We start from the raw sequence: 13,513 nt of genomic DNA, 5'->3' as shown, positions 1-13,513 counted from the left end.
GAACGCGGGGGTGGCACGGCAAGGAGAGCGGATGAGTATCGAGATCGACATTCTGTCAGGCGACGCGGCGTGGCCGATGGCGCGCCCGCTGCTCGAAACGGTGTGGCCTCCGGGCGCGAAGGCCCCTCACCGCCGCGGCACGTCCGATGACGAGCACCCGACGCTGCGCGTGCTGATCGAATCCTCGGGAGAACTGGTCTGTCACGTCGGGATCACCATCCGGATCGTGACCTGGAACGGCCGCAAGTGTCAGGTCGGCGGCATCGGCGGCCTCGCCACAAGGCCGGACGGACGGCGCCGCGGCTACGGCTCGCTGGCGCTGACGGCCGCGGTGCAGACGTTGCGCGATCACGAAGCGATCGATTGCGGCCTGGCGTTCTGCGACGAGACTCAAGCCGCCTTTTTCGAAGCGCGCGGCTGGCAGCGCTACGACGGCGCCATCGTGGCCGAGCAAAGCGGCAGCAAGGCGCCCTATGATGAACTGGTGCCGATGCAGCTCGACCTGCGCCGCAAGGTTCGCGGCGGAACGCTCGACCTCTGCGGTTCGCCGTGGTGACGCCTGCGCTACACGCACAGCCGGCGGCTTGCGCATCATTCATATGTCGATCATAATTTAATCTACACCGCCACCATCGAGCGGAGCGAAAGGGCGGGAGCCATGACGATCGACGCACCGGCCGATATGCCCCTGGCCGCGCCGCCGCCGAGCCACCTGCTCACTGCACCGATCCTGCCGACGCTGACGCGGCTGGCGATTCCGAACATCATCGCGATGCTCGGCACCGCGGTGGTGTCGATCGCCGAGACCTCCTACATCGGGCGGCTCGGCATCGAACCGCTGGCTGCGATCGCGCTGGTGTTTCCATTCGCGATGCTGACGCAGATGATGTCGGCAGGCGCCATGGGTGGCGGCGTCTCCTCGGCGATCAGTCGCGCATTGGGCGCCGGCGACCGTGCCAGCGCCGAAGTGCTGGCGCTACACGCGGTGATCATCGGGCTGTGCGGCGGGCTGCTGTTCACGCTGCTGATGCTGGTGTTCGGCCGATCACTGTACATGCTGCTCGGCGGCCGCGGCGAAGTGCTCGAACAGGCGTGCGGCTATTCGGTCGTGGTGTTCTCCGGCGCGGTGTCGATCTGGCTGGTCAACACGCTGGCCTCGGTGCTACGCGGCGCCGGCGATATGGTGCTGCCCTCCGCGACGCTGCTGGTGGTGGCCGTGCTGCAGGTCGCGATCGGCGGCGCATTCGGCCTTGGTCTGTTTGGAATGCCGCGATACGGCATGCCCGGCGTCGCGTCGGGGCAGTTGGTGGCGTTCTCGCTCGGCGCACTGTTTCTGCTCGGCTACATGGCAAGCGGCCGCGCGCGGTTGAAGCTGCGGGTGCGGTCGTTCGAATTTCAGCGGCGGATGTTCGGTGACATTCTCAGGGTCGGCGCACTGGCCTGTCTGGCGCCGCTGCAGTCGGTGCTGACCATTCTGATCTTCACCAAGATCCTTGCAACCTACGGCACGGCGACGCTCGCCGGCTACGGCATCGGCTCGCGGCTCGAATTCCTGCTGATCCCGATCGCCTTCGCAGTCGGCGTCGCCTCGATCCCGATGGTCGGCATGGCGGTCGGCGCCGGCCAGCCGGCACGGGCGCGACGCGTCGCGTGGACGGCTGGCGCGGTCTCGGCGCTCGTTCTCGGATTGGCCGGCCTGGTGCTGGCGGTCTATCCGGCGCTGTGGGTGTCGCTGTTCACCGCCGATCCGGCGGTGACCGCGGCGGCGCATGCCTATTTCCACTTCGCCGGGCCGTCCTTCGCGTTCTTCGGCCTCGGCGTGACGCTGTATTTCGCCTCGCAAGGCGCCGCGAAGGTCGGCGGTCCGGTGCTGGCTTCGACCGCCCGGCTGCTGCTGGTCGCGGTCGGCGGAATGGCGCTGGTGATGAGCGCAGCACCGTCGTGGACGCTGTTCGCCTTGGTGACCTTCGCCATGGTGGTGTACGGCGCCGGAACGGTGCTGGCGATTCACCTGACACGCTGGGGCGATTGATCGCGGGGTGCTCGGTATCTTGTGTTCGTCACGCCTTTGCCACGAATCCTCCGCCTCTGTTATTCAGGGCGCCGCGATGCACAGACACGTGGTGCCGCGCCCCGACGATGGCTGGAGGATAGATGTTCACCCGATCCGCACTGTTTGCTGCTGCATTGCTCGCCATGCTGGCGCCCGTCGCCGCGACCGCGCAGTCGGGCGGCCCACAAGGCACCTGGCTGACACAAGCCGGCGACGCCAAGGTGCGGATCAGAAGCTGCGGCGCGGCGCTGTGCGGCACGGTGGTGTGGCTGCGGCAGCCGATCGATCCGAATACCGGCAGGCCTCAGGTCGACGACAAGAATCCCGATCCGGCCCGCGCCGCGCGACCGATGATCGGGCTGCAGATTTTCGGCGATATGCGTCCGGTGTCGCAGGGCAAATGGGCCGGCCACATCTACAACGCCGATGACGGCAAGACCTACGAGACCACCCTGTCGCACACCGGACCGACAACGCTGCATGTCGAAGGCTGCGTCGGCTCGCTGTGCGGCGGCGAGACCTGGACGCTCGACGGGCGCTGACGTCGGCCGCCGGTCTACGCCGCCATCGTTTTCAGCGCGACCGCCGCAGACGCATAGCCACCGCCTGCGCCATCGATGAAATGCACATGGTCGCTGCGCATCGCCGATGGCGTGAAGCACGTCATCATCGCGGCGTCCTGCCGGAAACAGCCATAGCGCGCGATGCCGGCCGAGGCCGCCGCACTGAGGGTCTGCTCCAGCGCCTCCGCAAGTTCGGCCGTGCAGTCCAGGATCATCCGTAGGCCGTCGTCGTACTTACGGAAGTCGGAATTCTCCACGACCTGCGCGACGTAGGTTTTCGGCACGAAGCCGCCGACCGTGATGCCGAACCGCATGATCACGTAGGCAAACAGCGTGAAGCACAACACGGAGACACGCCGCGCGAGCAGCGACCCGCCACGGGCCGCGCGTGCCTCCAGGTCGAAGCCTGCCGGCGGCCATCGCAGATTGGGGCCGCCGGACGGCACCGGCCGGCCCGCATCGGGACTGTGCTCGGTCTGGCCCACCACCTCCTCGATCAGCCGGCGAAACGCCGCGGGATCGGCTTCGCCGGTCGGCACGACCAGGATCGTCAGGATGACGCCGCGCGCCGCCGGAATCGTCTCGAACCGGCACGACAGGCCGTCGAGGTTCGGCACTGTACCCGGCTCCGCGGGCGTCACGGCGAATCCGCCCCGCTTCATCTCGGCCTCGGCCCAGCCGAGCCCTCCGCCCGAAAACATCGCGTAGCTGACATGGGGCGACGGCGCGAAGCGCGCCACCCGAACGTCGAGGCCCTGCGCCCGAATGGCGGCGACCGGCACCAGCGCGATGCGCATCGTGAGATCGAGTTCGTCCCGCACCCAGGCCGCGGCCGCCGCCATCGCGGCCCGCGCGCGATCGAGGTCGCGCGGCGACACGGCGAAGCTGGCGCCGTCGCCGCCGAACACGAACGGAAAGTCGCGGCCCTCGAGCGCGTTGGCAATCGCGGCGATCACCGAGGCGCCGGCCATGTTGACCGCCTTGTAGCGCTGCTCCGCGATCGCCTTGGTCGATTGGACGATGTCGGCAGATCCGATCACCCAATCGTCGGGCAATGGCGAATACAGATCCGGGTCCATCAGGTTGCCGAACCCCCGGAATACCGCCACGCCATTGTAGAACAAGTCGCTGTCGCGTGCGGCCATCGGGCAAGACCTCTTCGTCATCACACCATTTACGGCGTTCCGGCGGCTGAGTTTTCAGCTTGGACGTCTGAGTTGGGCGCGTCAGTCACCTTTAGCGCACAGGCCGAGGGCGGCCGTGACCGAGCCCCGCACGCAGCGCGTCAGGGTGATGTCGGCGTACAGGCCATAGGCGAAAACCGCCAGGGCCAGCAGAACGATGATACCGAGCGACTTCAAGCCATGGTTCCGTCTGGCGGAGCTCCCCTCCGCCGCATCGGCGCGGCCGCAGCCATGGTCCGGCAACGGCACGCGCCGGCGCCGTTATAGCGCGTTCGCGCAAGCTGGGTACCCGCTTGGCCCCAAGAAAAGCCACCGCAGCCGGCCGGGCCACCCCCATGCTTGACCGCCGCCGTGCCGTTGCACCTTCGTCTGACGAGGCGGCTGCGGCAGGCCGGCGATGTTGCGCGAGGCTTGGCGCCATGCTCTTGTGCCGCATCTTCGGTGCCCTTTTTCGGAAGGGTGAAACGGGAATGCGGTGAGGCGAGCGATCGCCGAAGCCGCGGCTGCCCCCGCAACTGTAAGCGGATCGTCGCCGATCACACCAGCCACTGCGGCCAATCTCCGGCCCCGGGAAGGCGATCGGGACAACATCCGCGAGCCAGGAGACCGGCCGGAGACCTGCACAACCATTCGACGGTGGGTCGAAGAAGGACGTTCCGATGCCGCATCCGCTCCCGACGTAGCGCCGTTTCCGACACGGCTGATTTCATCCGTCGCCGCCGAGCCGCACCGACGCCGCGGCCCCCCCTGCGACATGCCGCAATGACAGGTGGCACATCGCGCCGCCTGTCGTCACCCGATCGCCCTTTCCCATGCACGCACCGCTCGATCACTTCAGCAAATTGTCCATCGACGCCGTCGATGCCGCGCTCGAACCGGCGCTCCGCGCCCGCATCGATGGCAAGGCCAAGCCGCCCGGCTCGCTCGGCCGGCTCGAAGATCTCGCCGTCCAGCTCGGCCTGATCTGGCACCCGGCGCCGCCGCGCACCGCGCGCGCCATGGTGTTCGTGTTCGCCGGCGATCACGGGTTGGCCGAAGACAACGTCTCGCCCTACCCGACCAGCGTCACGCAGGCGATGGTCGGCGCTTATCTCGCCGGCTGCGCCGGCATGAACGTGCTGGCAAGGGCCGCGGCGACCGAAGTGTGCGTGGTCGATGCCGGCATCAATGCGGATCTGCCGCCTCACCCCGGACTGATCAACCGCAAGATCGGCTATGGCACCCGTAACGCCAGCCGCGAGCCGGCGATGACGATCGACGACGCCCGCCGTGCGCTGAGCGCTTCGATCGCCGTGGTGTCCGATGCGATCGAGGGCGGCGTCGACATCGTCGCGATCGGCGAAATGGGCATCGGCAACACCACATCGGCGGCGCTGCTGACGCATCGCCTGACCGGCACGCCGATCGACGATTGCGTCGGCCGCGGCGCGGGGCTTGATGACGCGGGCGTTGCGCACAAGCGCGCGATCGCGCGGATGGCGGCGGCGCGTACCGACGCAACGGCGCCGCTCGAGGTGCTGGCGGAATTCGGCGGCTACGAGATCGCCATGATGGCCGGCGCGGTGCTGGCCGCCGCAGCAAAGCGGCGGCCGGTGGTGATCGACGGCTTCATCGCCAGCGCCGCCGCGCTGGTCGCGGTGCGGCTGCATCCGGCGGCGCGCGATTACTGCGTGTTCTCGCATCGCTCGGCGGAGCGCGGCCACGCGGTGCTGCTCGGCGCGATGACCGCGACGCCCTATCTCAACCTCGGCTTCCGGCTCGGTGAAGGCACCGGCGCGCTGATGGCGGTGCCGCTGCTGCGCGCCGCCGCCGGCATTCTGACCGAGCTGGCGGACTTGTCCGACGTGCTGGCGGGCCGCCTTGGACAGACGCAGTGACGCCCGCGCTCCGCCCGTTTTTCAACGCGCTGCAATTCATGACGATCCTGCCAGCGCCGCGCGCCGCGCAGTTCGACGACGGCTGGCTGCTCCCCGCCGCCAAGTACTTTCCTCTGGTCGGCGCACTGATCGGCCTCTTCTGCGGCGGCGTGCTGATCGCGGCGTCGGCGATCTGGTCGGGGCTGGTGCCGGCCGTGTTGGCGGTGATCGCCGGCGTGGCGCTCACCGGCGCGCTGCATGAGGACGGCATTGCCGACAGCGCGGATGGGCTGTTCGGCGGCCGCACGCGCGAGCAGCGGCTGACGATTATCAAGGACAGCCGGATCGGCAATTACGGCGCCGTCACACTGATCGCCAGCCTGATCATTCGCATCGCCGCGCTGGCGACACTGCCGCCCTGGGTCGGCGCCGCCGCGCTGGTCGCCAGCCACAGCCTCGGCCGCGCCGGCATCCTGGCCGCGATGTCGATGCTGCCTTATGCGGGCAATGTCGCGACCGCGAAGCTGAACTATCCGGACAGCCGGATCGACACCGGCGCGGCGCTGACCGCAACGGCATTCGCGCTGCTCAGCCTGGCGCCACAGCTGTGGATCGACCCAGCCGCCGCGGCGCGCGGACTGATCGGCGCCATCCTGCTCGGTACATTGCCGGCGCTGGCCGCTGCGCGGCTGATCGGCGGCTATGTCGGCGATGTGCTCGGCGCCACCGAGCAGTTCGCCCAGATCGGCCTGCTGCTCGGCGTCGCCGCGCATGGTTAGTTGCACGCCCCCTCCCCGCCGTCATTCCGGGGCGCGCGCCGTTGGCGCGCGAACCCGGAATCTCTGCTCATCACGAAGCAATAGGACTCCTCGCCGATGCGCAAACTTCTCCTGATCGGCATGGGCCCCGGCGATCCCAACTATCTGACGCTGCAGGCGGTCGAGGCGCTGAACCGCGCCAGCGTGTTCTTCCTGCCCGACAAAGGCGCCGAGAAGGCCGAACTGAAAACCGCACGCGAAGAGATCTGCCGACGCTTCATCAAAGCGCCGGGCACCCGCTTCGTCAGCATCGACATCCCGCAACGCGCGCCGGCCGGCGACGATTATCGCGGGGTGGTCGACGACTGGCACGCCCGCATCGCCGCGCGCTACGCGGCGCTGCTGACCAGCGAACTCGCCGACGGCGAGTGCGGCGCGTTTCTGGTGTGGGGTGATCCCGCGCTGTACGACAGCACGCTGCGCATCCTCGACCGGCTGCGCGCGCAGGGGCTGGCGCTCGACTACGAGATCATCCCCGGCATCACCGCGGTGCAGGCGCTGGCGGCGCGCCACCGCATCGCGCTCAACCGCATCGGCGAGCCGATCACCATCACCACCGGCCGCAAACTCGCCGCCGGCCTGCCGATCGACGCCGACAGCACCGTGGTGATGCTCGACGGCGACGAGACCTTCGCCAAGATCGAGCCAGCCGATCTCGATATCTACTGGGCCGCAAATCTCGGCCTCGCCGACGAAGTCCTGATCTCCGGCCCGCTCAAGGACGTCGCCGCCAACATCAGCCGCACCCGCCGGCAGGTGCGCGAAGCCAAAGGCTGGGTGATGGATATTTATCTGCTGCGCAGGGGCGGCAAGGCGGACGCGTAAGGCGCAAAAAAGAACCCCGGCCACAAGGACCGGGGTTCAATTTGGTTGCGGGGATAGGATTTGAACCTATGACCTTCAGGTTATGAGCCTGACGAGCTACCGGGCTGCTCCACCCCGCGTTAAACCTTTGCGCGATCTTCAGAAAGCAGATGACCATCAACGCCCAAGGGCGTCGATCGATCCTCCCGGAAGCTTCCTGAGAAGGGGCCCGGGGCAGTGCCCGGGGCGCGAGGGGTGTCTAGCAATGCTCGCGGGGTTTGGGAAGCCCCGAGCGGCAGATTTTCAAGATATTATGACGGCCGGAACCGGATGCGGTTGCGGCGGCCCCGTGCGCCTGCAAGACTTCGACGAAATCGGCCAAAATCATCGACATCGGCCGGATCGGGAGCGCACCATGGACCAGCCGTTGACCGGTTTCGGAGCCAATGCCCTGCAGGACAGCTTCCACCGCATGGTCGAACGCTCGCGGGCCGAGGCGCCCGCAACGCTGGAGCTGCGGCTCGATCGGCTGAAACGGCTGCGCAGCCTGCTGACGGACAACGAAAAGCGATTCGAGCAGGCGATCTCGGCCGATTTCGGCCATCGCTGCGCGGTCGAGACGCTGATCGCCGAGACGCTCAGCCTGCTCGGCGACATCAAGCACACCACCAGGCACGTCAAACCCTGGATGGCGCCGCGCAAGGTGAAGACCGAGCTGCAGTTCTGGCCGGGGCAGAACCGGCTGATCCCGCAGCCGCTCGGCGTGGTCGGCATCATCGCGCCGTGGAATTATCCGCTGCAGCTCACCATCGCGCCGGCGATCGGCGCGCTCGCCGCCGGCAACCGGGTGATGATCAAGCCGAGCGAATTGTCGCCGGCGTTCTCGGCGCTGCTGCAGGAGACCGTCGCGGCAAAGTTCAACGCCGACGAGATGGTGGTGACCGGGATCGAGGACGGCATCGCCGAGGCGTTCGCGCGGCTGCCGTTCGACCATCTGATGTTCACCGGCTCGACCCGCGTCGGGCGCATCGTCGCCGAGGCCGCCGGCCGCAATCTCACGCCGGTGACGCTCGAGCTCGGCGGCAAGTCGCCGACCATCGTCGACCGCTCCGCCGATCTCGACGAGGTCGCGCCCCGGATCGCCTATGCCAAGCTGATGAACGCCGGCCAGACCTGCATCGCGCCGGACTACGTGCTGGCGCCGCGGGACAAGGTCGAGGCCTTGGCGGAGAAGATCCGCGCCGCGATGCAGACGATGTTCGGCAGCGACCCCGCCAACACCGACTACACCTCGATCGTCGCCGACCGGCACTACGCGCGGTTGAAGGGGCTGATCGACGACGCCGCCGCGCAGGGCGCGACCCTGCTGCAGCCGGCATCGGCCGACGACGCGGCCTGGCGCAGCCGGCGCAAGTTTCCGCCGACGCTGGTGCTGGGCGCCACGCCCGACATGAAGATCATGCAGGAAGAAATTTTCGGCCCGCTGCTGCCGATCCTCGGCGTCGACGATGCGGCGGAGGCGATCCGCTTCATCAACGGCCGCGACCGGCCGCTGGCGCTGTACTGGTTCGGCACCGACGAGGCCGCGCGCGACGAAGTGCTGGCCCGCACCGTCTCGGGCGGCGTGACCATCAACGACTGCCTGGTGCACTTCGCGCAGCAGAACCAGCCGATGGGCGGCGTCGGCGCGTCGGGCACCGGCGCGTATCACGGCGAATGGGGCTTCAACACCTTCAGCCAGCTCAAGCCGGTGTTCTATCGCTCGCCCTACAACCGCTTCGCCGACCTCTACCCGCCCTATGGCGGCAAGATCGCGCGACTGTCGAAACTGCTGCGATGGCTGTCCTGATCTGACGACGAGCTGACGACCAGCGACCGGACGAAGAGCCGGCGCTTCGAACAAACAAGACTACTCCAGGAGGAAATGATGACGGAGACCTATGACTTTGTCGTGGTCGGCGGCGGCTCGGGCGGATGCGCGGTGGCCGGGCGGCTGTCGGAAGATCCCGGCACGTCGGTGGCGCTGCTCGAGGCCGGCGGCACCGGCGACAATTGGGTGGTGAAGACGCCCTACGCGCTGTCGCTGATGGTGCCGAGCAAGCTCAACAATTGGCACTTCGAGACGGTGCCGCAGCCGGGCCTCAACGGCCGGATCGGCTATCAGCCGCGCGGCAAGGCGCTCGGCGGCTCCTCGGCGATCAACGCCATGGTGTATATCCGCGGCCACAAATCGGACTACGACCATTGGGCCGAACTCGGCGCCGACGGCTGGTCCTATGCGGACGTGCTGCCCTACTTCAAGCGCTCCGAGAACAACGCCGAATTCAACGGCGCGTATCACGGACAAAACGGCCCGCTGCACGTCGACCGGCTGCGCACCGACAATCCGGTGCACGAGATCTTCCTGCAGGCGGCGCGCGAGGCACAGTTCCGCATCCGCGACGATTTCAACGGCGAGGAGCAGGAAGGCCTCGGCCTGTATCAGCTCACGCAGCACGACGGCGAGCGCTGGAGCGCGGCGCGCGCGTATGTGCATCCGCATATGGCGACGCGGCCGAACCTGCGGGTCGAGACCGGCGCGCAGGCGACGCGGATTTTGTTCGAGGGTGGCCGCGCGATCGGCGTGGAATTTCACAAGGACAGCGAGACGCGGCAGGTGCGTGCGCGCCGCGAAGTAATCCTCGCCTCCGGCGCGTTCCAGACGCCGCAACTGCTGCAGCTCTCCGGCGTCGGCGACGGCGAAATGCTGCAGCGGCACGGCATCGCCACCGTGCATCACCTACCCGGCGTCGGCCGGAATTTGCAGGACCATCCCGATTTCATCTTCGCCTATCAGTCCGACGCGCCGTATTTCACCGGCACCAGCTTCACCGGCATCGGCCGGCTGCTCTCGACCATCGGCCAGTATCGCCGCGAAGGCCGCGGCCCGCTCGCCACCAACTTCGCTGAATGCGGCGGCTTCCTGAAGACGCGGCCGGACCTCGACGTGCCCGACATCCAGCTACATTTCGGCATGGCAATGGTCGACGATCACGGCCGCAAGCGGCATTGGGGCACGGGGTTCTCGTGCCACGTCTGCCTACTGCGCCCGAAGAGCCGCGGCAGCGTCGGGCTCAGCAGCGCCGATCCGCTGGCGCCGCCGCGGATCGACCCGAATTTCTTCGGCGAGGCGGAGGACCTCGAGGCGATGGTCGCCGGCTACAAGACGACGCTGCGGCTGATGGAAACGCCGGCGCTGCGTGCGCTACAGCAGAAGGATCTGTTCACCGCGAACGTCCGCACCGACGACGACATCCGCGCCATCCTGCGCGCCCGCGTCGACACCGTGTACCACCCGGTCGGCACCTGCAAGATCGGCACGGCCAACGACCCAGCCGCGGTGGTCGACCCGCACCTCAAGCTGCGCGGCCTCGAAGGCCTGCGCATCGTCGACGCGTCAGTGATGCCCAGCCTGATCGGCGGCAACACCAACGCCCCGACCATCATGATCGGCGAGAAGGCGGCGGATTTGATCAAGGAAGAGATGCGTTAGCACCGCCTCTCTCCGTCATTCCGGGGCGCGAGCGTAGCTCGCGAGCCCGGAATCCATACTCTCTGAGGCCGGTTGTTGACGCGAAGCGGTTCATCGACCGGGCTCAGCCGAGAATTCTGGGGTTATGGATTTCGGGCTCGCGCTGCGCGCGCCCCGGAATGACGAACGAGAGGCTGTGGAGTAACGCCGCCCGTCCCGCGGCTCCAGCGTCGGAACTACCCCAACAAAAACCCGCCATCCACCGTCACAACGCTCCCGGTCATGTACCGCGACGCATTCGAGGACAGCAGCAAAATCGCGCCGTCGAGATCCGACTCGTGGCCGACGCGGCGTTGGGGGATGCTTTTGACGAGTTTTTCGCCGGCGGGGGTTGCCCAGAGGTCGCGGTTGATGTCGGTGTCGATGTAGCCGGGCGCCAGCGCGTTGACGCGGATGCGGGAGGCGGCGAGTTCGAGCGCCATCGCCTTGGTGGCCTGGATGATGCCGGCCTTGGAGATCGCGTAGGGCGAGACGAATTTCAGCACGCTCTGGCCGAGTACCGAGGCGATGTTGACGATGTTGCCGCCCTGCTGGCGCGCGATCATCCGCCGTGCCACTTCGGTCGCGAGGAAATACGCGCCCTTGAGGTTGGCGCCGATCACCTTGTCCCAATCGGCTTCGCTGGTGTCGACCGCGAGCTTCTCGGTGGCGACGCCGGCATTGTTGATCAGCACGGTGATGGGGCCGAGCGCGGCCTCGGCCTGATCGAGCGCGGCCGCCATCGAGGCCAGATCGGTGACGTCCATCTGCACCGCAACGGCGCGGCCGCCCTTTTGCTTGATCTCCTGTTCGAGCGCTTTCAGCTTGTCGACCTGGCGCGCCGCGAGCACGACCGCTGCGCCGCGCTCGGCGAGCACGCGGGCGAATTGCCGCCCGAGGCCCTGCGAGGCGCCGGTGACCAGAATGACTTCGTTGCTGACGTCGAACAGTTGATCCATGCCGCGTTTCCCGTTGATGCGTTATGCGTTGCCCTCCCCTTACCATGCCGAACCGGGATGGCTAGAGTGCCGGCCTCATCGACATCGCCATGCATCCGGGAGTGAAACGTGGATCTGGGAATCAAGGGCCGCCGCGCGCTGGTGTGCGCATCGAGCAAGGGACTGGGGCGCGCCTGCGCGGAGGCACTCGCGGCCGAAGGCGTTCATGTCACGATGACGGCGCGCGGCGCCGAGGCGCTGGCGCAGGCTGCCGCCGCACTGCGCAAGGCGTATCCGGATGTCGAGATCACCGAGGTGGCGGGCGACATCACCACGCCCGAGGGCCGTGACGCGGCGCTGAAGGTTTGCCCGGAACCGGACATCCTGGTGAACAATGCCGGCGGCCCGCCGCCCGGCGATTTCCGCAACTGGACCCGCGACGACTGGATCAAAGCGCTCGACGCCAACATGCTGACGCCGATCGAGCTGATCAAGGCGACCGTCGACAAGATGATCGAGCGGAAGTTCGGCCGCATCGTCAACATCACCTCGGCCGCCGTGAAGGCGCCGATCGACGTGCTCGGTCTGTCCAACGGCGCACGCACCGGCCTCACCGGCTTCGTCGCCGGGCTGTCGCGCAAAACCGTGCGGCACAATGTGACCATCAATGCGCTGCTGCCGGGCCCGTTCGACACCGACCGGCTGCGCGGGGTGGCTGCGGGTCAGGCCAAGGCGGCCGGCGTTTCGGCCGATCAGATCCTGCAAACGCGGATGAACGAAAACCCGGCCGGCCGCTTCGGCGACCCCGAAGAATTCGGCCTGGCCTGCGCATTCCTGTGCGGCGCCAGGTCCGGTTACATCACCGGTCAGAACCTCCTGCTCGACGGCGGCGCCTTCCCCGGGACGCTCTGACGGCGGTCGCCCGCGACGTTACGCCCTCGGCGCCGTCATCACGATGCGGACCAGGTCGGTGGCGTTGCGGGCACCGAGCTTCTTCATAATGTTGGCCCGGTGATACTCGATGGTGCGCGGGCTGATGCCGAGGTGACGGCCCGCCTCCTTGTTGGTGTTGCCGGACGCGAACAGTTCCAGCACCTCCCGCTCCCGCAGCGTCAACGGTTCCCTGCCGGGGAAGTTGTAGGACGGCGCCTTCGCCGTCTTGCCGGGATCGCGGCGACGCTGAAACGCCTCGATCGCCTCCTCGACGCGGACAACGATCTCCTTGCCCCGGAACGGCTTCTCGATGAAGTCGAGCGCACCGCTCTTGATGGCGTTGACCGCCATCGCGATATCGCCTTTCCCCGAAATCATGAAGATCGGCGCCGGATAGTCCTCGGCGTGCAGTTCCGCCAGGATGTCGAGGCCGGATCGGCCGGGGATGTGCACATCGAGCAGGATGCAGGCCGGGCTGCGGCTCCGCGCCACGGCCAGCAGCGACTCGCCATCGGCGAAACAGATCACCTCGTAGCCGGCAGCCGACAGAACGATCGAGAGAGTTTCGCGCACGGCCGGATCGTCATCGACGACGAAGACCTCCCCTCCTGACGACGTCTCACTCATCGATCGACCTCCAAACAGCTCTGAGAGATGCATCTGACAATCTAGCGTCCTCGTATCAATACGAGGAATAATTTAGCGCGAAGATTGCGCCCGACGAGAACAACAAAACAAACGAACCATTAGAATGAACCACCAAATCCTGGGAACAGCGGTGCTATCTGCTTCCGTAACTGTCGTGCGACGCTAT

Annotated in this window: 13 protein-coding genes, 1 tRNA gene and 1 riboswitch; of the genes, 9 read left to right on the top strand and 5 right to left on the bottom strand. The window is 67.4% G+C overall.

Annotated elements, in window-relative coordinates:
- Positions 1-31 precede the first annotated feature (31 nt).
- The 3 genes from LPW26_RS16560 to LPW26_RS16550 all read left to right on the top strand — a co-directional run bounded on the left by LPW26_RS16560 (position 32) and on the right by LPW26_RS16550 (position 2,595).
- Positions 32-556 (top strand): GNAT family N-acetyltransferase, encoded by a 525-nt coding sequence (locus LPW26_RS16560; protein WP_238736578.1) that lies wholly within the window; start codon positions 32-34, stop codon positions 554-556.
- A 102-nt stretch (positions 557-658) separates the two neighbouring features.
- The gene (locus LPW26_RS16555) at positions 659-2,032 is read left to right on the top strand and encodes an MATE family efflux transporter (RefSeq protein ID WP_238736577.1); all 1,374 of its coding nucleotides are present in this window, start codon (positions 659-661) and stop codon (positions 2,030-2,032) included.
- A gap of 122 nt (positions 2,033-2,154) precedes the next feature.
- Positions 2,155-2,595: a DUF2147 domain-containing protein gene (locus LPW26_RS16550; RefSeq protein ID WP_238736576.1), complete on the top strand. Its 441-nt coding sequence runs from the start codon at positions 2,155-2,157 to the stop codon at positions 2,593-2,595.
- A 14-nt stretch (positions 2,596-2,609) separates the two neighbouring features.
- Here LPW26_RS16550 and LPW26_RS16545 read toward each other — a convergent pair whose 3' ends face one another.
- Entirely contained in the window at positions 2,610-3,761 is a 1,152-nt protein-coding gene (locus LPW26_RS16545; RefSeq protein WP_238736575.1) for a DUF3095 domain-containing protein, read from the bottom strand.
- Positions 3,762-3,842: 81 nt separating this feature from the next.
- Positions 3,843-3,977, bottom strand: coding sequence for a hypothetical protein (locus tag LPW26_RS25370; protein WP_263859008.1), 135 nt, complete (start codon positions 3,975-3,977; stop codon positions 3,843-3,845).
- A gap of 245 nt (positions 3,978-4,222) precedes the next feature.
- Positions 4,223-4,429, top strand: a riboswitch (cobalamin riboswitch).
- 183 nt (positions 4,430-4,612) lie between these two features.
- On the opposite strand from LPW26_RS25370, the gene cobT reads away from it, so the two are divergent.
- The 3 genes from cobT (at position 4,613) to cobF (ending at position 7,299) form a co-directional block, all read left to right on the top strand.
- Positions 4,613-5,677: a nicotinate-nucleotide--dimethylbenzimidazole phosphoribosyltransferase gene (cobT, locus tag LPW26_RS16540; RefSeq protein WP_238736574.1), complete on the top strand. Its 1,065-nt coding sequence runs from the start codon at positions 4,613-4,615 to the stop codon at positions 5,675-5,677.
- A gap of 38 nt (positions 5,678-5,715) precedes the next feature.
- Positions 5,716-6,435 (top strand): adenosylcobinamide-GDP ribazoletransferase, encoded by a 720-nt coding sequence (locus tag LPW26_RS16535; RefSeq protein WP_238736573.1) that lies wholly within the window; start codon positions 5,716-5,718, stop codon positions 6,433-6,435.
- A 96-nt stretch (positions 6,436-6,531) separates the two neighbouring features.
- On the top strand, positions 6,532-7,299 hold the full coding sequence (gene cobF / locus LPW26_RS16530; protein WP_238736572.1) for a precorrin-6A synthase (deacetylating): 768 nt from the start codon (positions 6,532-6,534) through the stop codon (positions 7,297-7,299).
- 42 nt (positions 7,300-7,341) lie between these two features.
- On the opposite strand, the gene LPW26_RS16525 is transcribed toward cobF, so the two are convergent.
- A tRNA-Met gene (locus LPW26_RS16525) sits at positions 7,342-7,418 on the bottom strand.
- 275 nt (positions 7,419-7,693) lie between these two features.
- Here LPW26_RS16525 and LPW26_RS16520 point away from each other — a divergent pair.
- Positions 7,694-9,127 (top strand): coniferyl aldehyde dehydrogenase, encoded by a 1,434-nt coding sequence (locus LPW26_RS16520; protein ID WP_238736571.1) that lies wholly within the window; start codon positions 7,694-7,696, stop codon positions 9,125-9,127.
- A 78-nt stretch (positions 9,128-9,205) separates the two neighbouring features.
- Positions 9,206-10,810 carry a GMC family oxidoreductase gene (locus tag LPW26_RS16515; RefSeq protein ID WP_238736570.1) on the top strand — a complete coding sequence of 535 codons (1,605 nt, stop codon included), beginning with the start codon at positions 9,206-9,208 and terminating at the stop codon, positions 10,808-10,810.
- 215 nt (positions 10,811-11,025) lie between these two features.
- Here LPW26_RS16515 and LPW26_RS16510 read toward each other — a convergent pair whose 3' ends face one another.
- Positions 11,026-11,787 (bottom strand): glucose 1-dehydrogenase, encoded by a 762-nt coding sequence (locus LPW26_RS16510; RefSeq protein WP_238736569.1) that lies wholly within the window; start codon positions 11,785-11,787, stop codon positions 11,026-11,028.
- 108 nt (positions 11,788-11,895) lie between these two features.
- Between LPW26_RS16510 and LPW26_RS16505 the strand changes: the two genes are divergently transcribed.
- On the top strand, positions 11,896-12,678 hold the full coding sequence (locus LPW26_RS16505; RefSeq protein ID WP_238736568.1) for an SDR family oxidoreductase: 783 nt from the start codon (positions 11,896-11,898) through the stop codon (positions 12,676-12,678).
- A gap of 18 nt (positions 12,679-12,696) precedes the next feature.
- Here the strand turns inward: LPW26_RS16505 and LPW26_RS16500 are convergent, their stop codons facing one another.
- Positions 12,697-13,326 (bottom strand): response regulator transcription factor, encoded by a 630-nt coding sequence (locus tag LPW26_RS16500; RefSeq protein WP_238736567.1) that lies wholly within the window; start codon positions 13,324-13,326, stop codon positions 12,697-12,699.
- Positions 13,327-13,513 lie beyond the last annotated feature (187 nt).

Origin of the sequence: Rhodopseudomonas infernalis, assembly GCF_022271405.1 — a bacterium.
GTDB lineage: Bacteria > Pseudomonadota > Alphaproteobacteria > Rhizobiales > Xanthobacteraceae > Rhodopseudomonas > Rhodopseudomonas infernalis.
This window is presented reverse-complemented; position numbering and strand designations above follow the sequence as displayed.